Consider the following 20250-nt stretch of genomic DNA (forward strand, 5'->3'; position numbering starts at 1 on the left):
GGTCACCTGAGAGGTCACTCCGTGATGGTGGGCGGCGCGGCCAGGAACGGGCGCACCTCAAGCCACTCGTGGATCGGCTTCCCGCCCGCCCCGGGGGCGGCCGACAGTTCCCCGGCGAGCTCGACGGCGCGCTCGTAGGTGTCGACGTCGATCACCATCCAGCCGGCGATGAGGTCCTTGGTCTCGGCGAAGGGGCCGTCGGTGACCGGCGGGCGGCCCTCGCCGTCGTACCGGACCCACGCACCCTCGGGGGCGAGCGCCTGGCCGTCGACGAACTCGCCGGTCTTCTCCAGCCGGGCCGCGAAGTCGTGCATGTACTGCATGTGCGCCGAGATCTCCTCCGGCGTCCACTGGTCCATGCACACGTCGTTGACCGGAGCCGGGGCGCCTCGGTAGTGCTTGAGAAGCAGGTACTTGGCCATCGTGGTTCTCCTCGGTGCTGGTGCGACCCATTGTCGTCGCGTTCACAGCGGGGACGGAGCCGTCCACGGGATCTCGACATCGCCGGCCAAGATTTTTTTCGGGTTTTCGAGGATCGTCCCCGAAGCATGGTTCGGCACGGCCTCACGCGATGGATCACATGACGGCGTCGCGTTCCTGATGACTCGGCCGTTCCGCCTCGGGCCAGTGCTCCCGCAGGGTGCGGACGGTCTCCGCGATCGCGGGGCGCCGGGCGGCACCCGTGCGCCACAGGGCGTACAGCCGCCGTACCGGGGCCGGATCGAGCGCCACTTCCACCACCCCGGCGGGCAGCGGGCCGCGCCCCAGGCGTGGGATGAGACAGATGCCGAGACCGGCGGCCACGAGCGCCACCAGGGTCGGGTTCTCGTCCGCCTGGTGGACGATCTCCGGTTCGTGCCCGGCGATCCGCAGGGTCCGCACGAGCCATTCGTGGCACACCCGGCCCGGCGGCTGGCACACCCACCGCTCACCGCCGAGGTCCTCGCGCCGCACCGCGTCCAGCCGCGCGAACGGATGCCCGCGCGGCACCAGCAGCGTGCACTGGTCGTCCCCGATCACCGCCTGTTCCACCCCGGGTGGCAGTGCCAAGGGGGCGATGTCCCAGTCGTGCACCACGCTCAGGTCGATCGCGCCCTTGGCGACCATGCCGATGGACAGATGCGGGTCGACCTCGCTGAGCCGCGCGTCCAATGCCGGATGCCGTACGGCCAGGTCGGCGAGGACCCCTGGCAGCAGCCCGCGCGCCGCCGAGGCGAAGGCGGCGACGGTGAGCCGGCCGGCCGGTATCCCGCGCCGCTGCTCCAGTTCGGTCTCCGCCCGCTCCACGATGGCCAGCAGTTCCTGTGCCGCGGCGACGAGTGGATGCGCCTCGGCGGTCAGCCGGACGCCGCGCCCGTCGCGTTCGAGCAGCACGGTTCGGGTCTCCCGCTCCAGCTTGGCGATCTGCTGGGACACCGCGGACGGCGTGTAGCCGAGTGCCGCGGCGGCGGCACCGACGCTGCCGTGCACGGAGACGGCGTGCAGGGCGCGCAGGCGTTGGAGGTCGAGCATGGGAGCCTCCCGTCGAAGGCAGGGCGCCTGATGTCAGGGGCAGGGCACCTGACATCAGGGGCAGGGCACCTGATGTCAGGGGAAGGGCAACTGATTAGCGTTGCTTCATCCAACCATGTAGCAATCATCGCTGGTGCTTCATGGTCCCCGCGGGTGATCCTCGACGCATGCGCCCCGCACACCTGGCCCTCGCCGCCCTCGTCGCCGCCGTCTGGGGCGTCAACTTCACCGTCATCGAGATCGGCCTCGACCATTTCCCGCCCCTGCTGTTCTCCGCCCTGCGCTTCCTCGCGGCCGCGGTTCCCGCCGTGTTCCTGGTCGGCCGCCCCAAGGTCGCCTGGAAGTGGATCGTGGGGGTCGGGCTGGTCCTGGGCGTGGCCAAGTTCGGGCTGCTGTTCGTGGCGATGGACAACGGGATGCCGGCCGGTCTGTCCTCCCTGGTCCTGCAGATACAGGCGGTGTTCACGGCCCTGTTCGCTTTCGCCGCCCTGGGGGAACGTCCCTCGCGGATGGGCGTGTTGGGCATGGGGGTGGCCCTGGCCGGGATCGCGGTCGCCGCGGTGGACGAGGGCGCGTCCGGTCCGCTCGGCGCGTTCGCGCTGTGCGTCGCGGCCGCGGCGTGCTGGGGCGCGTCCAACGTCCTGACCCGCAAGGCGGCCCCGCCGGACGCGCTGAACTTCATGGTCTGGGTGAGCACGATCCCGGTACTCCCGCTGCTGGCCCTGTCGCTGCTGACGGAGGGCCCCTCGCGCGACCTTGCGGCGCTGCGCACCCTCGACTGGCAGGGCTCGGGCACGGTCCTCTACGTCGCCTGGATCACGACCGTCTTCGGCTTCGGCGCCTGGGGTTGGCTGCTGCGACGCCACCCGGCGTCCACGGTGGCCCCCTTCTCCCTCCTGGTCCCGGTCTTCGGGATGTCGTCGGCAGCCTTCTTCCTGGGCGAGCCGGTCAGCGGGCTGCGCTGGTGCGCGGCGGTCCTGCTGGTCGGCGGCGTGGCCCTGACCTCGCTCGCACCCCGGCGCCCGGCAGCCACGATCCACCCGGTGAACGCGCCGGCGGGGAACGCGGTCGTCGGTCGATCGTGAGGGCACGGCCGTGGTGGACGCCCTGCTTCGAAGGCCATCAGGGCGGACGGCCGCAAGGAGCGGCACTTATACCTGGACGTCTCACACATCACCGACACGAGCGGAATTCGGCGCAATCGGGTCAACAACGCGCGGTTCCGGGCCGTTCTGGCCGATGTGCTGAACAAGTCCCAGCAACACGAATCACCGGAGGCAGAATCATGCGGATGCGTTCCATCGCTGCGGCAGCCGCTCTGGCGGGCACTGTGACACTCTTCGGCGCCACAGCCGCCCAGGCCGACCCCGATCCGACCGTCGGCACGGCGATCGGCAGCCCTGGCGTCCTTTCTGGAAATGTCATCCAGATCCCGGTGGACGTCCCGATCAACCTGTGCGGCAACAGCGTCAACATCATCGCCCTGCTGAACCCCACGCTCGGCAACGCCTGCGTCAACAACTGACACGGGCTTTCCTGCGGATTCCTGCACCCAGGTATCCACCGCGACCGGCCGGGGCACGCCCCGGCCGGTCGCGGCGTTGGACATTCAGCCCGATTCCCATCCCGCGTTCCGACGGCCCACACACCGTGGAGCGGGTGTGGTTCCCTCCGTCCAGCTGGGCCGGCGCGGGCGGACGAGCGTCGCCGAGCGCGAGAGGAACCAGCGCTGGCCCTCCTGGGGAGTGACGGTGCCGGGCCGGACGTCCCAGCAGCCGCCTTCCCCGGTGAAGGAGAGCGCCGACAGGGGCGGCACGGCGATATGCCAGAAGGCTCTCGCCGGTACGGCCAGAGCGTGGATGAGCGCGGCCCGGACGACAGCCGCCTCGGTGATCGCCACCGCGTGGCCCGTGTCGGGCGCCAGACCGCTCAGCCAGTCCGCTGTCCGGCGGCAGAGCTGTCGTACGGACTCGCCGTCGTGCGGTGCGGCATCCGGATCCGTGAGCCAGGCGGTGAACCCGTCGGGCTCGGTCGCGACGATGTCGTCGACGGTGCGGCCGCACCATGTGCCGAGGTCGAGATCGCGCAGCGCAGGCTCGGGCAGTGCCATCAGGCCGATGGCGTCCGCGGTCTGCGAGCAGCGGATCGAGGGGGCCCGGACGGCGAGCACCTGGGGAGGGAGGGCCGCTCCCGCGGCGCGTGCCATACACAGGCTGTGTTCACTCAGGGGAGCGTCGCCGAGGAGCGGATCCAGGGTGGCGTCGCCGCCGGGCGCACACAGAAACGTCAGGCGGATCGTCATACGACCGACCTCCTCCTTGGCACCGCTGACTCCGGATGGTCCGAGACCACGGGGCGGACGCTGTTCAACCCTCTGCCGAAGCCGAGCGTGGGGCCGGTCAAGCGCCCCCGGCATTGGTTGAAACGACCACCACCACCTCCACCGCGTGGCTCATGACGTCCAGAGTCAGCGAAAGCCTCCCGCCGCCATATCCGTCAGGTGTCCGGAGCCACCCCGCCGACCGGCCGACGCGGTACGGCCACCCGGCCAGGCCGACCCATGGGGCCGACCGTGCACCGAGAACGCGCATCGGATACCCTCCCGGGGTATGGTCGCCCAGTGGGCGGGCACTGAGTGAGAAGGGGCAGCACCGTGGAGAGCACCAGGACAGGCAGGCGCGGCATCGCCCGGCTGTCGGCGGTGTGCGCGGTGCTGTTCGGCCTGTTCCTCATGCATGGCGCTCCCGCCACGGCCGCGGAGGGCTGCCACGGCGCCGCACCCCTGATGGCGGCCGCGCCGATGACCGGCGGCCACGATCCCACCGGGGTCACCACCGGCGCGTCGGCCGCGCACGCCTTCGGCCCCACCGTCCCGGCCGCCGACACCTCCGGGACGGCCGGGACGCTGTGTGTCTCGACCCCGGCCCACGAGCGGAGCCCCCTGCCCGCCCCCGGCCTGCTCACCGTAGCGGGGGCGGGAGCGGCCGCCCTGTGGGCGCTGAGCCGACTGCGGGCAGCGGCGGCCGACGCGACGGGCCGGCGCGGGCCACCGGCCTGCGGACGAGATCTCCTGCTTCAGGTGTGCGTCGCGCGGACGTGACAGGACGCGCCGGATCCAGGCCCAGACCGGAACCGGCATCGTGCCCTGTTCGTCTCCGCGCACCACTGGTGTGGTGCGCCCACCCGGAAAGACACCAGGTCGATGACCTCCACTTCCCGCACCTCCCCCACCCGCTTCACCGCGCGCGGCCGCACCCTCGCGACAGCCGGCGTCACCACCGTCCTCGCCCTGACGCTGGCCGCCTGCGCCTCCTCCGGCGACTCCTCGGGCATGCCGGGAATGGGCCACGGCGCCAAGGCCTCCGCATCGCACGCGATGGACTCCATGCCCGGCATGGCCCACATGGCCGACGGCAACGGGCTGTCGGACACACAGGACGGCTACCGGCTGACCTCCAAGGACGTCACCCTGCCGTCGGGCGAGCAGGCCGCCTACCGCTTCACGGTCACGGGGCCGGACGGCAGGCCGGTCACCGACTTCGCCGTCGACCAGACCAAGCGGATGCACTTCTACGCCATCCGCTCCGATCTGACCGGCTTCCAGCACATCCACCCCACCCGGACCGCGGACGGCACCTGGAGTGCCGACCTGGCCTCGCTCCGCCCGGGCTCCTGGCGGATGTTCACCTCCTTCACGCCCGCCACCGGGGCCGGCAAGGGCAAGGACTTCGTGCTGTCACGCACCCTCACCGTGCCCGGCGACGCCCGGAAGACCTCGCTGCCGGCCCCCGCCGACAGCACACGGGTCGACGGGTACACCGTCACCCTCAAGGGCGAGCTCATGGCGGGGATGGCGCACCCGCTGACCGCCTCGGTCGCCAAGGACGGCAAGCCCGTCACCGACCTGGAGCCCTACCTGGACACCTACGCGCACCTGACGGCTTTCCATGAAGGCGACGCCGCGTTCGCCCATCTCCACCCCACCACCGAGGTGACCGTCGATCACGGTGGCCCGAACCTGAACTTCCAGGCCGAACTGCCCAGCTCCGGCAACTGGCGGCTGTTCCTGCAGTTCCGGACCGGCGGCAAGCTCCACACCGCCGCCCTGACCCTGCGCGTCGGCTGATCCCGGGCGGGGCGCCGCCCCCAGCGGCGGCGCCCCGCACCCCGGCCGACCGGACGGCTCCCCGACACGGGCGTGTCCCCGGCCGTACGCCGCACCGCGCGGGTAAGGCTTCACAGATGCACGCCGTACTGCACGCACTGTCGATCACCGCGTCCATGACCTGGGAGATCACCTGGGCCCTGATCCTGGGTTTCATCCTGTCCGCCGTCGTCCAGGCCGTGGTCCGCAAGTCCACCGTCGTGTCCCTGCTCGGTGACGACCGGCCCCGCACCCTCGCCGTCTCGGCGGGCCTGGGCGTGGCGTCCTCCTCCTGCTCCTACGCCGCGGTGGCGCTGGCCCGCTCGCTGTTCCGCAAGGGTGCGAACTTCACCGCCGCGATGGCCTTCGAGATCGCCTCCACCAACCTCGTCGTCGAGCTCGGCGTCATCCTGGCGCTGTTGATGGGCTGGCAGTTCACCGCCGCCGAGTTCGTCGGCGGCCCCGTCATGATCATCATGCTGGCCGTCCTGTTCCGGCTGTTCCTGCGCGAGAAGCTCCTGCGCCAGGCGCGCGAACAGGCGCAACAGGGCCGTGCCGGCTCGATGGAGGGCCATGCCGCGATGGACATGTCCGTGCGACGCGAAGGCTCCTTCGCCCGGCGGCTGTTCTCCCGGGAGGGCTTCACCTCCGTCAGCCACGTGTTCGTCATGGAATGGGCGGCGATCCTGCGCGACCTGGTCGCCGGCCTGCTCATCGCCGGCGCCATCGCCGCCTGGGTCCCGGACTCGTTCTGGGGTGCCTTCTTCTTCGAGGGGCACCCGCTCGCCGCGAAGCTGTGGGGGCCCCTCATCGGCCCGCTGGTGGCGATCGCCTCGTTCGTGTGCTCCATCGGGAACGTGCCGCTGGCGGTGGTGCTGTGGAAGGGGGGCATCAGCTTCGGCGGCGTGGTCGCCTTCATCTTCGCCGACCTGCTGATCCTGCCGATCCTGAACATCTACCGGAAGTACTACGGCGCGAGGATGGCCGCCTTCCTCCTCGGCACCTTCTACGTCGCGATGGTCATCGCGGGTTACACCGTGGAGTTCGTCTTCGGCGCTCTCGGTCTGATCCCCGACCAGGCCGCCGCCGAGCTCCCCATGGAAGGCGTTCGATGGAACTACACCACCTGGCTCAACATCGCCTTCCTCACCCTCGCCGCCGTGCTCCTGGTGCGGTTCCTGCGGACCGGAGGGCCGGCCATGCTGCGCATGATGGGCGGCTCACCCGACACGGGCCGGAGCGACGGCGACCGAGCGCCGCGCGGGCAACACGCGGGGGACGCCCAGGGCACGGACGGCTGAGGCCCGGTACGTGGGGTCGTGCCGGCGGAGGCGCCGACCGACTCCGTTCACCGGTTCAGTTCACCGATTCCGTCCGACGGGCAGTTCCAGGCACAGCTCGTAGCCCCCTTGGGCCGTGGGGCCGGAGGTGACGGTGCCGCCGAGGAGCTCGGCCCGTTGGGCCAGACCGACCAGGCCGTGGTGGGCGCTCGGCAGGGCGAATGCCTGTCGGGTCGGGGCGGTGTTGGTGATGGTGGTGTAGACGGCGTCACCGCGGTGGTTGATGCGGACCGTCGCGGTGGCGCCGGGAGCGTGTTTACGGACGTTGGTGAGCGCCTCCTGGACGGTGCGGTAGACGGCACGCTGGACCGTGGGCGGAAGCTCGTCGGGGAGGTCGGTCTCCAGCTTCGCCTCGATGCCGCTGGCGTCGACCAGGCGCCGCAGGTCGGCGAGGGACGGCTGGGGGGTGAGCTCCGTGGGGCTGCTGCCGGAGGCCCGCAGCACATTGACCATGTGCCGCAGTTCGTCCAGGGTCTGCACGCTGAGGCGGCGGATCGTCGCCGCGGCCTGCCGCGTTTCGGCGTCCTGGCTGCCCACCTGCAGCACTCCGGCCTGTACGGCGATGAGACTGACCTGGTGGGAGACCACGTCGTGCATCTCCCGGGCGAGCTGGGCGCGCTCCTTCGCCAGAACGCTCTGGGCGGTGAGCAGCCGCTCGTGCTCGCGGGCCTCGGAGATGTCGGCGAGCCGCAGGGAGAGTTCGCGCCGGGCCTGGACGAGTTGCCCGAGGAAGACGGGAGCAGCCGCGACGGCCAGGGTGTAGCTGAGGTGGAACAGGTTGTTCGTCTGGCCCAACTCGGCCGCGTCCATGGACGACCACGGCCAGGGCATGAAGTCGCTGACCGCGTAGATCAGGGCGCAGCCTGCCAGCAGGAAGCGGTGGCGGCTGAGGAAGGAGAGCGTGTAGAGCGCGGCCATGGGGGCGACCACCGCGTCGGTGACCAGGGCGGTGGGGAGCGTGAGGAGAAAGGTCGTCAGGGGCAGTCGCCGACGCAGCATGAGGGCAAGGGCGCCGACCAGCGCGCAGGTGGCGGCCGGTTGGTCCTCGATCGAAACGTGCGCCCAGGCGTCCGCCAGCGCGGCCGCGACGAGGCCGACGTCGACCAGCAGATCCGGATGCTGTCGGAGCCTCACCGGGCCCCCTCGTCCTGCTGTGCGGTGAGCAGGCCCGCGCGTTCGGCGACCAGAACCGCCTGGACTCGGCTGCTGACCTGCAGTTTGCCGAGCACGTTGGTGACATGGCCTTTCACGGTGCCGGTGCTGAGGTGCAGCCGTTCGCCGATGTCGTTGTTGGCGAGCCCTTCGGCCATGAGGACGAGCACGGCACGCTCACGCTCGGTCAGCCGGGCGGCGAGACGGACGGCACCGGGCTCACGCCCACCGTTGTCGAGGAAGCCGTCCACCACCCTGCGGGTGACCTTGGACGACAGGACGGTCCCGCCCTCGGCGAGCATGCGCACCAGGTGGGGAAGCTGTTCGGGGTCGGTGTCCTTGAGCAGGAACCCGGCGGCGCCCGAGCGCAGGGCCGTCGCCACGTATTCATCGGTGTCGAACGTGGTGAGCACGGCGACCACCGGAGCCTGCGCCATGCGCCGGAGCTCGGCCAGGATGGTGAGCCCGTCCACGTCCGGCATCCGGATGTCGAGCAGGACGACGTCCGGCTGCAGCTCCCGCACCGTGCGGACGGCCTGGCCGCCCGGTACCGCCGCGACGACCTCGATGTCGTCCGCCGCATTGAGGATGTGCGTGAAACCCGTACGGATCAAGGCTTCGTCATCGACCACCAGTACCCGGATCACGTGCGCTCCGCTCGTCGCATACCCCCGCGTGATGCCTACCCCCTCGGGAGCCTTCGCCGGCCGACGGACACGGAGATCCCGCCGGTTGGCGGCGTGCGTGTCCGGGCCGCGAGCCGCCCTTCGGGCTGTCGTGGGCGGCCGTTGCGGTGACGTTGGACCGTCCCGTGAGCCAGGCGGCCGTCGTAGGGGGTAGGGCGTCCTGGCAGAGAAGGATCCGGAGCGTACGAGGTGATCGCGCGTGTATGTAGCTGTACGGCGGTATGCCGGGGTGACCGATACGGTCGAGGCAGGGCGTTTGGTCAAGGAGGGGTTCGTGCCCCTCATGCGCCAGATCCCCGGCTTCGTGGCGTACTACTGGGTCGATGCCGGGGACGGCGTCATGGTCTCGACCAGCGTCTTCGAGGACCGGGCCGGCGCCGAGGCGTCGGTCGCGAGGGCCACGGACTTCGTACGGGAGCAACTGGCGTCCTTGCTGCCCAATCCTCCGGAGGTCATGGCAGGAGAGGTCGTGGCTTCCGCGTAGACCGACGCGGCGTCACTTGTCGAGTTCCTCACCGGCGTCCCGCAGCTTGCGCATGGCGGTGGTGAGTCTGCCGAACCCGCCGCGTCCGAGGGGGGTGAGGACTCGGGCGCGCAGTACCTGCGTCACCGTCCCGGAGATGGCGCGGGCCGTGTCCTTGCCCTGGTCGGTCAGTTCGAGGTAGGTGAGGCGCCGGTCGTCCTCGCAGGCCGTACGCCGGGTCAGACCTGCGGTGCAGAGCCGATCCGCGACCTTGGTGAACCCACCGCTCGACATACGTGCCTCTTGTGCCAGGCGTGTCATCGGCATCCGGTGGTCGGGGGCGGTGAGCAGGCGCACCAGGGTGCCGGCGGCACCCTGGCCGAGGTTGTGGCGCTCGGCCAGTTCGCTCACGAGGGCCTCCTGTGTGGCGCGGAAGCCCTCCATGACGAGCATCCACCCGTCGAGCAGTTCACGATCGACGCTCTGGTCGGCACCCCTGCCGTCACCGCCGCCGGCGGTGGGCGTTGGCTCCGCGCCCTTGCGGCCCCTCGTTTCGCGCTCCATGGCAGTCTTAACGCCCGGGCGGCGCGAATGTTCCTGGTCGCCTCAGTGCCGAGGGCCCGGCCGTCCGAGGAGGAGGCGGGTCATCAGCCCGCTGCCGACGCCGAGGGCGGCGGCTGCGGCCGTCCATCCCGGGGCCCAGGGAAGCAGGCCGATGGCCTGATCGACCGACCAGCGGCCGGGTCCGGTGAGCGTCAGAACGCCCGGCAGGACCATCAGGACGAGGGGGTACTCGTAGCCGTTGTCCTGCACCCAGAGGCCGTTGCGCCACTTCACCGTAACCGCGACCGTCATGACTCCGCCGGCGATGGCGGCCGCCAAGGGGGTGAGCGCTCCGGCGCAGAGCAGCAGCCCCGCGGCGATCTGGCCGCCTCCGGCGGCGGCCGCGGTGAGCCGGCCGCCGCGGAACCCGTCCGCTTCGAACTCCGCCGCCCCGCCCGCGATCCCATGTCCTCCGAGACGGTGGCTGACCTTCTGGATCCCATGCCCGACGAACAGCAGGCCGACGACCAGCCGCAGGATGAGCAGTCCGGTGTTCATCACATTCTCCTCGTGCGCGGGTGGGTGGTGCTGTAGCGGTGAACTGCCGTGCGTTACAGCACGAAGCAGGTGTCGAAGATCTCGGTCGGTGCCTCGGGGGCGAAGCCGCGCCGGGCGCGCCAGTGCCGGTGCTGTTCGGACTCGGCGACTGCCTGGCCGAGCAGTTCGGCCTGTCGCGCGCCCGAGATGCTGGGCTTGACGGTGGCCTGGTAGCCCCCGTAGTGGGCGACCGGGCTCCATGCCGGGCTGATCGCGGGTATCGCCTCGTCCAGGCCCTCGTACTCGGCGGCGGCGTAGACGATGCGGCCGCCGGTGACGGTGAGGAGGGACTCGATGTGCGGGATGTCCTGTTCGGGGACGGTGAAGAAGTCGTCGGACAGGACGGCGAGGTCGCCGTAGAAGCCGGGCTTGAGGACGCCCTTGACGTCCTGCTCTCCGGTGAGTTGGGCGCCGGCCCGGGTGTACATGGTCAGTGCGGTCTCGCGGCCGACGCGGTTCTCCGGCGGGTAGATCGTCAGGTCACCGATGGTCCGGCCGGAGACCAACCAATGCAGCGCGACCCACGGGTTGTAGGAAGACACCCGGGTGGCGTCCGTACCGGCGCCGACGGTCAAACCGCGCTCCAGCATGGCGCGCACCGGCGGTGCCTCTGCCGCGGCCCCGGCGCCGTAGCGGCGTACGAATGCCTCGCCCTGGAAGGACATCCGGTTCTGGACCGACATGGCGCCGCCGAGCGCGGCGACGCGGTCCAGGCTCTCGCCCGAGGCGGTCTCCGCATGGTCGAACAGCCAACGGTGGCCGGCCGGGAAGAGGCCCTCGGCGGCGAGCTTCTCGAAGACCGCGAGGTCGCGGCGGATCGTCTCGTCGTAGGTGGCGTGCAGGCGGAAGCCCCAGCCGTTCTCCATCAGCAGCCGTACGGCCGCCTCGAAGTCCCCCTCGTAGCCGGCGGCCAGTTCGGGCCGGGGCTCGGTGAAGTTCTCGAAGTCGGCTGCCGACCAGGTCAGGTTCTCCCCGGCGCCGTTGAGCCGGAGCCATTCGTCGCCGTCCCCGGGCCGGACCATGCCGATCCAGCGCTTGAGGTCGTCGATCTCCTGTCCCGCCGTCTGCGGGAAAAGGTGGTAGGCGATGCGCAGAGACAGCTGGCCTGCCTGGGCGAGGTCGACGACGGTGCCGTAGTTGTCGGGGAAGTTCTGGAAGCCCCCGGCCGCGTCGATGGCCGAGGTGAGGCCGAACCTGTTCAGCTCGCGAAGGAAGTGCCGGGTGGAGGTCTTCAGGTCCTCGCCCTGCAGGGTGGGGGCCGCGGCGAGGGTGGAGTACAGGATCAGCGCGCTGGGGGCGGCCAGGAGCATGCCGGTCGGCTCGCCGTCGCGGCCGCGCACGATCTGCCCGCCCCTGGGGTCGGGGGTGGCCTTGGTGTAGCCGGCCGCCTTCAGCGCCGCGCGGTTCATCAGGGCGGACTGGTACAGGTGCAGCACGAACACCGGCGTGTCCGGCGCGGCCGCGTTCAGTTCGGCCAGGGTCGGCAGGCGCTTCTCGGCGAACTGGTCCGCCGACCAACCGCCGACCACCTTGACCCACTGCCCCTTGGGAGTACGGGCGGCCTGCTCGCGCAGCATCGCCAGCGCCTGGCGCAGCGTGGGTACGCCGTCCCAGCGCAGTTCCAGGACGTAGTTCAAGCCGCCGCGGATCACGTGCAGATGAGAGTCGTTCAGGCCGGGGATGACCCGGCGGCCGAGCGCGTCGACCACCCGGGTCCGCGCGCTGACCAGCGGGGCGACGTCCTTGTCGTCGCCGACCACGGTGACCTTGCCGTCCTTGATGGCGACGGCGGTGGCCTGCGGGTGCACCGGGTCGCCGGTGTAGATCTTGGCGTTGCGGACCACGAGGTCGGCGACGTGGTCGTCGCTGACAGCGGGAAGGCCGGCCACGGGCATGGTGGCCATGGCGATCATCTCCAATGGGGGTGCTCAGAACTCCCATGGGCAGGGAGTACTCAGAAGCCGTGAGTGTGGGGGGGAGCGGCTGCTGGGGCCGCAGTGGGGGGATGAGCGATGGAGGACGGGAAGAGGGATGGGGATGGGGATGCGACCGGGGCTTGCGTCAGCCGGCGGATGAGCCGCGCGGCACGGCCAGGGCGGCGGCAGCGGTACCGCAGGTGCTGGCCAGCAGAGGCCAGCCGAGCCCGGTGTGCTGTACGAACAGGGCTCCGGCGAACGCGCCGGCCAGCATGGCCAGTACCGAGGCCAGTCGGCGCCCGGCACGCGGATTGGTACCGCCCGCGAGAGTCGAGTCGGATGCCAGTCCGGTCAACGTGAGTGTCAGCACCGTCGTGGTCACATCCGGCACGGCGAGCTTGCGGACCGTCCCGTTGCGCAGGCCCATGGCCAGGGCGATCAGGGCGATGAGCACATGGACCGCCTGGCTCGCGGCGAAGGCGACGGCGGTGGCCGCGGTCAGCAGCACCACTTCCAGCAGGAGGATCCGGCGCAGCCGGTACGACGACGTACGACGGCTCAGTACGGCCCCCAGTCGGCCGGCGATCCCCGCTCCGAGCAGGAAGGCGGCCAGCGAGACCAGCGAGCCGAGCACCGAGAAGCCGGGGACGCCGGCGGCGGCGAAGCCGATGATGACGACGTTGCCGGTCATGTTCGCGGTGAAGACATGCCCCAGCCCCAGATAGCTGATCGCGTCGATGAGGCCGCTCACGGCCGTCACGGTCATCAGGGCCGGCAGCAGCGGCTCACGACCGCCCGGCGCGCCGGGCGCGGAGGAATGAGGGTGGTTCACTGTCGTTTCCTTGGGTCACGGCACGTATCCGGTCCTGAATCACGGCACGTGTCCGGTCCGTGGATCACGGCCCGTATCCGGCTCAAATTGCGCGCCTGCGGACGTGGGCCTTGCCCTGAGTCGCCTGGTCGGCCACCGGGCCGACCAGGCGCTGCCTCGCCGCCCACGACAGCGGGCCGGCGCCGGCCCCGGGAGTGGTGCCCTCGGGCCGGCGCCCGGCGATCAGCCCGCAGCGTGGGCGCCGATGACGGACTGGGCGTAGACGACACCGAGACCGTAGGCGCCGCCGTGCTCCTTGACGATCTCCATGACGGGCAGGTACGTCTCGGCACGGGCCCAGTCGCGCTGCAGCTCAAGCAGCACCTGGATCCAGGTCACCGGCACCGCGCCGGCCCTGCCCATCCGCTCGATGGCGTGCTCGTGGGCCTGCGGAGTGACACCGCCGGAGGCGTCGGCGACGACGTACACCTCGTAGCCCTGTCCGAGCGCGGACAGCACGGGAAGAACGAGGCACACCTCGGTCCACAGACCCGAGATGACGATCTTCCGGCGGCCGGTGGCCTTGATCGCCTCGACGACCGCGCTGTCCTCCCAGGCGTTCATCGTGGTGCGGTCGATGATCTCCTCGCCCGGGAAGACCTCGGCCAGCTGCGGCAGGAGCGGGCCGGAGAACGACTCGGCGGCCACGGTGGTCAGCACCACGGGGACGCTGAACGCCTTGGCGGCCTTCGCCAGGCCCACGGTGGCATTGATGATCGCGGTGCGGTCGCCACTGCCGGTGCCGAAGAACATCTGCGGCTGGTGGTCGACGAACAGCATCACGGCGTTGTCGGGAGTCAGCAGGTCCGGGCTGGGAGCGGCCTTGACGTTGGCGATGTTGAACATGACGGTTTCCTCTGTTTCTGCTGGTACAGGCAGGGACCCACGCCTGGCGTGCCTGGCGGCGGGCCGACCGAACAGCCGGCCGAGCAGTCCCTGCATTCGGTTCTTGGATGCCGACATCACGGCCTCCTTGGGTGTCGCGCCGGGGCGGTTGGTCCGTCCCCGGGCAGGACGCTCACACCAACCAATCTCGCAAAGAAGAAGTTTCCAGGCAAGAGGTTGAATGATGAACTACAAGAGAGGTGTATCACCCACGCATCTGCTCCGACACCTGCCGAGCCAGGCTCACCGACCGTCTCGTTCAGCAGGAGCCGGCGTACCGCACGTCGCGGACGTACCTCTGCCACTCGGCGTACGACAGACCGGATCCGACCCGTCGGCACACCTCGGTGGCCAACCGCGGGGCATCAATGCTGTACGTGATCACCGGTACGTGCCGGGCGGAGACGTACAGGGTGCGATCGTCCTCACTGAAGGCCAGCGCCATGACCTCGCCCCCGGGGTCGGCGAAGGCGGACCCGATCGGACGCCGGGCGGCGACGTCCCACAGCCGTACGGTGCCAGCCTCCGTCCCCACCGCGAGCGTGCCGCCGTCGTGGGAGAACGCCAGCGCCGACACGACACCCGCCAAGTCGGCGTCGGCGGTGACCGCGTCGGCCGAGTCGGGCGGGAACTCCGCGAGCCACTGCCGAACTTGGCCGTCCCAGAGGGTCACCCAACCAGAATCGTCGCCTGCCGCAAGATAGCCGCCGTCGTGGCTGAAGGCCACGAGGCTGGGCAACCCCTGGGTGAGGACACGGTGGGTGACCTTCCCGGAAGACGGAACGACCACGTGGCCCTCCGAAGTCGCCAGCAGGCGGCCGTCGTCCGTGACGGCCAGGCTGTCTCCCCAGACACCGGGCATCCGGCTGGATCTCGCTCGTCGTCGTACGTCCCACATCTCAGTCCGCTCTTGGGACAGCGACACCAGCATCCTGCGGCCACCGTCTTCGAGAGCGATCGCGTCGATCGCGTCTGCCTCCTCTCCCGTGCGCGGGAACCGCAAGGTGGCCGACCGCTCCGGGCGGCGTGCGTCGACCACACTGACCCACGGTGGCGTCTCGGATGTGAAGTTCGTGCTGGAGTAGGCGCAGGTCCGGTTATCCGAGGCGAACGCCACAAGGTCGGTGCAGTCCGGCTCGTCGTCGCCCATCGCGCACGGAGCGGTGGGCAGGCGGTCGGTCACCACCCTTCCGGTCGGTACGTCCATCAGACGCATCCGGTGCCGTCCTCCGGCCCGCCGGGTCAGCGCCAGCAGACGGCCGTCGGGGCTGAAGCCGGCGCTCGTGGTGACGTCCCGCTGCCAGGCCGGATCAAGGGCGTGCCCGAGCGCGACGGACCACACCGTGGCGCTGGAACTGCCCGTCTCATAGCGAAGCTTCCCTTCCCCCAGGTCAATCCGGATGGGGCCGAGCTCCTGGCCGTCAGCCCATGGAATCCGGAACACCGGGGTCGTCGGATCGTCCACCCGCCACAGCAGAATCGCGCTGTCGTCCGCGGTGGCGACGAACCGCCCGTCCCGGCTGAACTCCGCCTGGGTCAGGTCGCGGTGCTTGATGCGGGGCAGTTCCCGTCCCGACGCCACGTCCCAGGTTCGCAACCCATTGCTGGAGGCGACGGTCACCCTGCGGCTGTCGGGTGTGAAGGCGATGGCGCCCGTGCGGCACTCCTCCTTGTGAAACGCCGTCCTCCAGGCACCTTTCAATCGACGGTTGCTCGCCACGTCCCAGACCTCAAGCTGCTTCTCGGGGCACATGGCGAGGAGACGGTCGTCAGGGCTGACCGCGTCCAGGCCGGCCGCGCCGGCGAAATGGAGGTCATCGGTACCCGGACCAGCGACGAATCTACTCGGTGCATCACTCGGACCCAGGCCGCGCCTGAACAGCAGACGCCGGTGCCGCAGGTCCCACAGGCGCACCGCGGAACCAGACCCGTCGTCCAGGGTGGCGATCACCAGCGTGCGACCGCTGGGGCCGAACCAGCCCGTGCCCTCGCCCTTCTCGGGCAGGTGCCCGGTCTTCCTGCCCCTGACCAGGTCCCAGATCTGGACCCCGGAGCCGGTGAAGCCGACCGCCAGGCTGCGCCCGTCCCTGGAGACGTCCGACCATGAGGCGTCGGACAGGCCCGGAATCCTTGATGAGGACAGCCGCCGATGGCTCCGTACGTCCCACCGAGTGGCCCGTTCTCCGGAGAGGGAGACCGTGACGCGGCCGTCGCTGTCGAGGTGCACGTTAGGACCGGACTCCTGGTCAGGGATCCGGAACGCGTCCTGCTCCTTCTGAGCCATGGAGGCCAGCAAGGCCGATCGGGTCTCGGGCAGGTCGGCGATCTTCCACGCCGCGAGGCTGAGCCGCATCGCTGTGGCGGGCTGGGACGAACGCAGGCTTTCCGCGACCGCCGCGACCCGGCGGGCTTCCGCCTCGACTCGCCGACGCTCACCGGCCCGGTTCTGCTGCCAGGCGACCAGGCCGGCCAGCAGAGCCAGGGCCACCACGCAGGACAGGGTGACTACGAAGGTACGCAGCCGCTTTGCGGTGCGCGCAGCCGACTGCCGCTCCCGTGCGCGGGTTGCGAGGCCGGCGGACAGGAAGGCCCATTCCAACTGGGTGAGATGAGCGCGCCGCTCCGGTGCCGCGAACGCTTCCTCGGCGCCGGCCAGCCGGGTGCCCCGGTAGAGGGCGCCGGGATCGCGGTCGAGGTCCTGCCAGGCACATGCGGCCTCGGTCAACTGGCGGTGGGCGCGTATGCGGTCGCGTTCGGCGTCGATCCAGCCGCTCAGCCTGGGCCACGCACTGATCACAGCCTCGTGGGCGAGATCCACCGTGTCGTCGTCCAGGGTGATGAGCCGGGCGTGTGCCAACCGCTCCAGGACCACATGGACATCGTCCTGTGCGGTGTCCGGGGCGCCGCTGACGAATTCGCCGCGGTCGGTGGGGCGACGGGTGTCGGACGTTCCGTTGCCGGGGGTGATCAGTCGCAGCAGCATGTGCCGGGCGAGCTCGGCCTGGACGGGGGTGAACTTGCCGAAGGTCTCTTCGGCGGTGCGGGCGATGGCACCGTGCAGGCCGCCGGCCGCTTCGTACGCCGCTTCGGTCAGGGCACGGCCGTCGCGACGGTGCCAGGTCTCCAACAGGGCGTGGGACAGCAGTGGCAGCGCACCGGGCTCGCCGGAGACCTCCTCGATCAGCCGTGCCGTCAAAGAGCGTTCGACGATCAGGCCGTCGGCCTGGGCCGGTCCGACGATCGCTTCGCGCAGTTCGGCACGGCTCATCGGACCGGTCAGCAGGGTGGCGTCCTGCAAGGAGGCGGTCAATTCCGGGTGTTCGGCGCAGCGGCCCAGGAAGTCCGCGCGCACCGCGAGGATCACGCGCAGCCGGCCGGCGGGGTCGGCGGCGGTGAGGAGGCGCCGGATGAACTCGTCGCGTTCGGCGGGGTCGCCGCACAGGGTGTAGAGCTCTTCGAACTGGTCCACGATCAGGCAGGTGTCACCGTCCGCGTCCTTGGGAATCAGCCGCGGACCGTGCGTGCGCATCGGGTGGCCGCCGGGGGCGAGGACGCGCAGCGCAGCGGGCCGCAGGGCGGGGTCGTCGGTGTGCTGAAGACGGGGGATGAGGCCGGCGCGCAGCAGGGAGGACTTGCCGCTGCCGGACGGGCCGAAAACCGCGGTGAACCGGCGGGACGACGCCAGCGTGAACAAGCGGTCGGTGAGCTTCTCGCGGCCGAAGTACAGGGCAGCGTCGGCGGGTTCGAAGCGGGCCAGTCCCCGGTAGGGCGGCTCGGCGTCCTCGTCCTCGGCACGTGGCTCGGCCGCCACTTTCCCGGCCGCCTCATGCCAGCGCGCCTCCCACTCCGCCGGATTCCCGCCGCAGGCGCCGACGTAGGCGAGTACCACCGACAGTGTCGGCAGCCGCTCCCCCGCAGCCGCCTGCGACAGCGTGCTCGCCCCTTGCCCCGTGTGCTTGGCCATCACCCGGTAGGTGGGACTGCCGGCCTCCACCCGCAGCTTGCGTAACTCGGCCGCGAACCGCTGCGCCGGCCCGGCGTTTGGATCGAGCGGACTCTCCGGACGCCCCGCCACCGGCACCGACCCCTGTTTCTTTCCACGCTCTTTCGGCCGCTTCCCCCGTGGACGCGACCCAAGGCCGGACAAGGTACGGAGCCGGTGGCGGGAGGGCAAACCGAGGGTGCTGTGTTTGGTCACCACCACACGCCCTGCCCAGCGAGCCGGTCACAGCCCCGGCCTGACGGGCTCGCCGGGCCGGGGCCCGTCAGGGCCTGACGGGCAGCCTCGGGCAGCCCGGGACGGGCGTGGAAGGGCCGGGCTGGGTGAGGACGCCGAGTGTGAGCAGAGCGAGCGCCGGCAGCACGGCGACGATGATTCCCATCGGCAAGGCGTCGGTGGCGCCACCCGCGCCGGCCAGCGGAGCAAGTGCCCCGCCGATCATGAACTGGCTGAAGCCGAGCAGAGCGGCGGCCGACCCGGCGTGTCCGCCGTGGTCGGCCAGGGCCTGGGCCGCGGCGTTCGGCATGACCAGGCCCACGCTGGAGACCAGGACGAACAGGCCGATCAGGAGCACGGGCAGGGGTGCACGTGTCAGCACCGCGCCCAGGACCGTGGTGCCACCGGCTGTCGCGCCCAGCAGACCGGCGAGCAGCAGCACGCGGGCGCCGGCCCGGGCCACCAGCCGGCCGCTGATCTGGGCGGCCGCAATGAGTCCGGCGGCGTTGACGGCGAACACGGCGCTGTACTGCTGCGGTGACAGGCCGTGGATTTCTTGCAGGACGAACGGCGAGCCGGAGATGTAGGCGAACATCGCCGCGAAGACCAGGCCGTTGGCCAGGACGTACCCGGTGAAGACCCGGTCGCTGAGCAGCTGCCCGACGACAGCCAGCAGCGGCTGGCGTGACGCGGAGGACCGGGTCTCCGGCAGTCCTACGGCGGAGGCCGCCAGCATCACGGCGCCGAGTACGGCCAGGCCCACGAAGATCCCCGGCCAGGCCGTGACGCGCAGTAGCTGGCCGCCGAGGACCGGCGCGAACACCGGCGCCAGGCCGGTGATCAAGGTCAGCGCGGAGAAGAGACGTGCGGTGCGGGTTCCGGAGGTGCGGTCGCGGACCATGGCGTTGGCGATGACGATGCCGAACGCCCCGCCGATGCCCTGGACCAGGCGTAGGCCGATGAGTGTCCGGACGTCGGGTGCCACCGCGCAGAGCGCGCTGGCGATCGTGTAGAGGGCGAGGCCCGCCAGCAACGGACGCCGCCGGCCGTAGGTGTCGCTCAGCGGCCCGGCGATCAGCTGCCCGATGGCCAGCCCGGCCAGGCAGGCGGTGATGGTGAGCTGGGTGGCCGCGGCGCTGGCGCGCAGGTCGCCGGCGAGGTCCGGCAGTCCGGGCAGGTAGCCGTCGATGGACAGTGGTCCCAGGGCCACGAGCGCTGCGAGCAGGACGATGAATCGGGTTTGCCGGCCGGCGGCGTCGTTGCTCATGGCTCAGTACGCCACGGTGATGCGGCGGCGGATCGCGGTGCCGCTCTCGATCGTGTCGGCCAGGGCGATCGCGTAGTCGGCGTACGAGATGCGGCTGTTGCCGTCGTCGTCGGTGAGCAGGGTGTCCCCGGCGCTGCGGTAGGCCCCGGTCCGCTCGCCCGCTCCGATGACTGCGGCGGGCGACACGTACGTCCAGTCGAGGTCGTGCACGCCGCGGTAGAGGTCGAGCGCTTCGGACTGGGCCTCGGCGTTGGCCTTCCACAGCGCGGGGAAGTCCGGGTCGTCCATGACCCGGCCGCCGGTCGGCGTGCGTAGGCTACCGGCACCGCCGATGGTGACCAGGCGGGTGACACCGGCTCGGCGGAGTCCGTCGATCAGCGCACGGGCGGCACCGAGGATCGTGGCGCGGTCGTTCTCCTGGCCGATCCGGGGGCCGACGGCCGACAGTACGGCGTCGTGGGAGGCGGCGAGGTCGGCGACCGCAGCGGCGTCTGTGACGTCACCGGCGGTCACGGTCAGGGCCTTGTGCTTGAGTCCGTCGATGTGGCCGGCTCGGGTGACCGCGGTGACGGTGTGGCCGCGACGCAGTAGCTCCTCGGTGGTGGGCCGGCCGATGTTGCCGCTGGCACCGAACAGGACGATCTTCATGTGTTGCTCC

19 protein-coding genes are annotated in these 20250 nt (G+C 70.9%); 6 read left to right on the forward strand and 13 right to left on the reverse strand.

Annotation, left to right across the window (positions count from 1 at the left end; all coding sequences use genetic code 11):
- Window positions 1–14: 14 nt before the first annotated feature.
- Window positions 15–422, reverse strand: coding sequence for a YciI family protein (locus IPZ69_RS16290; RefSeq protein WP_235454850.1), 408 nt, complete (start codon window positions 420–422; stop codon window positions 15–17).
- Window positions 423–576: 154 nt separating this feature from the next.
- Entirely contained in the window at window positions 577–1512 is a 936-nt protein-coding gene (locus tag IPZ69_RS16295; RefSeq protein WP_235454851.1) for a LysR family transcriptional regulator, read from the reverse strand.
- A 167-nt stretch (window positions 1513–1679) separates the two neighbouring features.
- On the opposite strand from IPZ69_RS16295, the gene IPZ69_RS16300 reads away from it, so the two are divergent.
- Window positions 1680–2597 carry an EamA family transporter gene (locus IPZ69_RS16300; RefSeq protein ID WP_235454852.1) on the forward strand — a complete coding sequence of 306 codons (918 nt, stop codon included), beginning with the start codon at window positions 1680–1682 and terminating at the stop codon, window positions 2595–2597.
- A gap of 200 nt (window positions 2598–2797) precedes the next feature.
- The gene (locus IPZ69_RS16305) at window positions 2798–3037 is read left to right on the forward strand and encodes a chaplin (protein ID WP_374293283.1); all 240 of its coding nucleotides are present in this window, start codon (window positions 2798–2800) and stop codon (window positions 3035–3037) included.
- Window positions 3038–3121: 84 nt separating this feature from the next.
- On the opposite strand, the gene IPZ69_RS16310 is transcribed toward IPZ69_RS16305, so the two are convergent.
- Window positions 3122–3814 (reverse strand): histidine phosphatase family protein, encoded by a 693-nt coding sequence (locus IPZ69_RS16310; protein WP_235454854.1) that lies wholly within the window; start codon window positions 3812–3814, stop codon window positions 3122–3124.
- 351 nt (window positions 3815–4165) lie between these two features.
- Between IPZ69_RS16310 and IPZ69_RS16315 the strand changes: the two genes are divergently transcribed.
- From IPZ69_RS16315 to IPZ69_RS16325, 3 genes are all read left to right on the forward strand, one after another.
- Window positions 4166–4612 carry a hypothetical protein gene (locus tag IPZ69_RS16315; RefSeq protein WP_235454855.1) on the forward strand — a complete coding sequence of 149 codons (447 nt, stop codon included), beginning with the start codon at window positions 4166–4168 and terminating at the stop codon, window positions 4610–4612.
- Between the two features lie 102 nt (window positions 4613–4714).
- Window positions 4715–5638, forward strand: a complete 924-nt coding sequence (locus IPZ69_RS16320; protein WP_235454856.1) for a FixH family protein — start codon at window positions 4715–4717, stop codon at window positions 5636–5638.
- A gap of 116 nt (window positions 5639–5754) precedes the next feature.
- Complete coding sequence (locus tag IPZ69_RS16325; protein WP_235454857.1) at window positions 5755–6957, forward strand: permease; 1203 nt, start codon at window positions 5755–5757, stop codon at window positions 6955–6957.
- A 60-nt stretch (window positions 6958–7017) separates the two neighbouring features.
- On the opposite strand, the gene IPZ69_RS16330 is transcribed toward IPZ69_RS16325, so the two are convergent.
- Window positions 7018–8130 (reverse strand): sensor histidine kinase, encoded by a 1113-nt coding sequence (locus IPZ69_RS16330; protein WP_235454858.1) that lies wholly within the window; start codon window positions 8128–8130, stop codon window positions 7018–7020.
- Entirely contained in the window at window positions 8127–8795 is a 669-nt protein-coding gene (locus IPZ69_RS16335; protein WP_235454859.1) for a response regulator, read from the reverse strand. The genes IPZ69_RS16330 and IPZ69_RS16335 overlap by 4 nt, the downstream gene beginning before the upstream one ends.
- A 322-nt stretch (window positions 8796–9117) precedes the next feature.
- Between IPZ69_RS16335 and IPZ69_RS16340 the strand changes: the two genes are divergently transcribed.
- On the forward strand, window positions 9118–9318 hold the full coding sequence (locus IPZ69_RS16340; RefSeq protein WP_235454882.1) for a hypothetical protein: 201 nt from the start codon (window positions 9118–9120) through the stop codon (window positions 9316–9318).
- A gap of 12 nt (window positions 9319–9330) precedes the next feature.
- Here IPZ69_RS16340 and IPZ69_RS16345 read toward each other — a convergent pair whose 3' ends face one another.
- From IPZ69_RS16345 to IPZ69_RS16380, 8 genes are all read right to left on the reverse strand, one after another.
- Window positions 9331–9861 (reverse strand): MarR family winged helix-turn-helix transcriptional regulator, encoded by a 531-nt coding sequence (locus IPZ69_RS16345; RefSeq protein WP_235454860.1) that lies wholly within the window; start codon window positions 9859–9861, stop codon window positions 9331–9333.
- Between the two features lie 42 nt (window positions 9862–9903).
- On the reverse strand, window positions 9904–10398 hold the full coding sequence (locus tag IPZ69_RS16350; RefSeq protein ID WP_235454861.1) for a DoxX family protein: 495 nt from the start codon (window positions 10396–10398) through the stop codon (window positions 9904–9906).
- A gap of 53 nt (window positions 10399–10451) precedes the next feature.
- On the reverse strand, window positions 10452–12341 hold the full coding sequence (locus IPZ69_RS16355) for an amidohydrolase (RefSeq protein ID WP_235454862.1): 1890 nt from the start codon (window positions 12339–12341) through the stop codon (window positions 10452–10454).
- A 157-nt stretch (window positions 12342–12498) separates the two neighbouring features.
- Window positions 12499–13185, reverse strand: a complete 687-nt coding sequence (locus IPZ69_RS16360; protein ID WP_235454863.1) for a YoaK family protein — start codon at window positions 13183–13185, stop codon at window positions 12499–12501.
- 222 nt (window positions 13186–13407) lie between these two features.
- Window positions 13408–14070: a hydrolase gene (locus IPZ69_RS16365; protein WP_235454864.1), complete on the reverse strand. Its 663-nt coding sequence runs from the start codon at window positions 14068–14070 to the stop codon at window positions 13408–13410.
- A 298-nt stretch (window positions 14071–14368) separates the two neighbouring features.
- Window positions 14369–18184, reverse strand: coding sequence for an nSTAND1 domain-containing NTPase (locus tag IPZ69_RS16370; RefSeq protein ID WP_235454865.1), 3816 nt, complete (start codon window positions 18182–18184; stop codon window positions 14369–14371).
- A 190-nt stretch (window positions 18185–18374) separates the two neighbouring features.
- Window positions 18375–19592 carry a multidrug effflux MFS transporter gene (locus IPZ69_RS16375; RefSeq protein WP_235454866.1) on the reverse strand — a complete coding sequence of 406 codons (1218 nt, stop codon included), beginning with the start codon at window positions 19590–19592 and terminating at the stop codon, window positions 18375–18377.
- Between the two features lie 3 nt (window positions 19593–19595).
- Complete coding sequence (locus tag IPZ69_RS16380; protein WP_235454867.1) at window positions 19596–20240, reverse strand: NAD(P)-dependent oxidoreductase; 645 nt, start codon at window positions 20238–20240, stop codon at window positions 19596–19598.
- Window positions 20241–20250: the final 10 nt, after the last annotated feature.

Source organism: Streptomyces olivochromogenes (assembly GCF_021538895.1).
Lineage (GTDB): Bacteria > Actinomycetota > Actinomycetes > Streptomycetales > Streptomycetaceae > Streptomyces > Streptomyces olivochromogenes_A.

Bases quoted from the DNA above. Each gene is read 5' to 3' on its own strand.
- IPZ69_RS16290 (WP_235454850.1), bottom strand. From the start codon at position 422: ATGGCCAAGTACCTGCTTCTCAAGCACTACCGAGGCGCCCCGGCTCCG.
- IPZ69_RS16295 (WP_235454851.1), bottom strand. From the start codon at position 1,512: ATGCTCGACCTCCAACGCCTGCGCGCCCTGCACGCCGTCTCCGTGCAC.
- IPZ69_RS16300 (WP_235454852.1), top strand. From the start codon at position 1,680: ATGCGCCCCGCACACCTGGCCCTCGCCGCCCTCGTCGCCGCCGTCTGG.
- IPZ69_RS16305 (WP_374293283.1), top strand. From the start codon at position 2,798: ATGCGGATGCGTTCCATCGCTGCGGCAGCCGCTCTGGCGGGCACTGTG.
- IPZ69_RS16310 (WP_235454854.1), bottom strand. From the start codon at position 3,814: ATGACGATCCGCCTGACGTTTCTGTGTGCGCCCGGCGGCGACGCCACC.
- IPZ69_RS16320 (WP_235454856.1), top strand. From the start codon at position 4,715: ATGACCTCCACTTCCCGCACCTCCCCCACCCGCTTCACCGCGCGCGGC.
- IPZ69_RS16325 (WP_235454857.1), top strand. From the start codon at position 5,755: ATGCACGCCGTACTGCACGCACTGTCGATCACCGCGTCCATGACCTGG.
- IPZ69_RS16340 (WP_235454882.1), top strand. From the start codon at position 9,118: ATGCGCCAGATCCCCGGCTTCGTGGCGTACTACTGGGTCGATGCCGGG.
- IPZ69_RS16345 (WP_235454860.1), bottom strand. From the start codon at position 9,861: ATGGAGCGCGAAACGAGGGGCCGCAAGGGCGCGGAGCCAACGCCCACC.
- IPZ69_RS16350 (WP_235454861.1), bottom strand. From the start codon at position 10,398: ATGAACACCGGACTGCTCATCCTGCGGCTGGTCGTCGGCCTGCTGTTC.
- IPZ69_RS16355 (WP_235454862.1), bottom strand. From the start codon at position 12,341: ATGGCCACCATGCCCGTGGCCGGCCTTCCCGCTGTCAGCGACGACCAC.
- IPZ69_RS16365 (WP_235454864.1), bottom strand. From the start codon at position 14,070: ATGTTCAACATCGCCAACGTCAAGGCCGCTCCCAGCCCGGACCTGCTG.
- IPZ69_RS16375 (WP_235454866.1), bottom strand. From the start codon at position 19,592: ATGAGCAACGACGCCGCCGGCCGGCAAACCCGATTCATCGTCCTGCTC.
- IPZ69_RS16380 (WP_235454867.1), bottom strand. From the start codon at position 20,240: ATGAAGATCGTCCTGTTCGGTGCCAGCGGCAACATCGGCCGGCCCACC.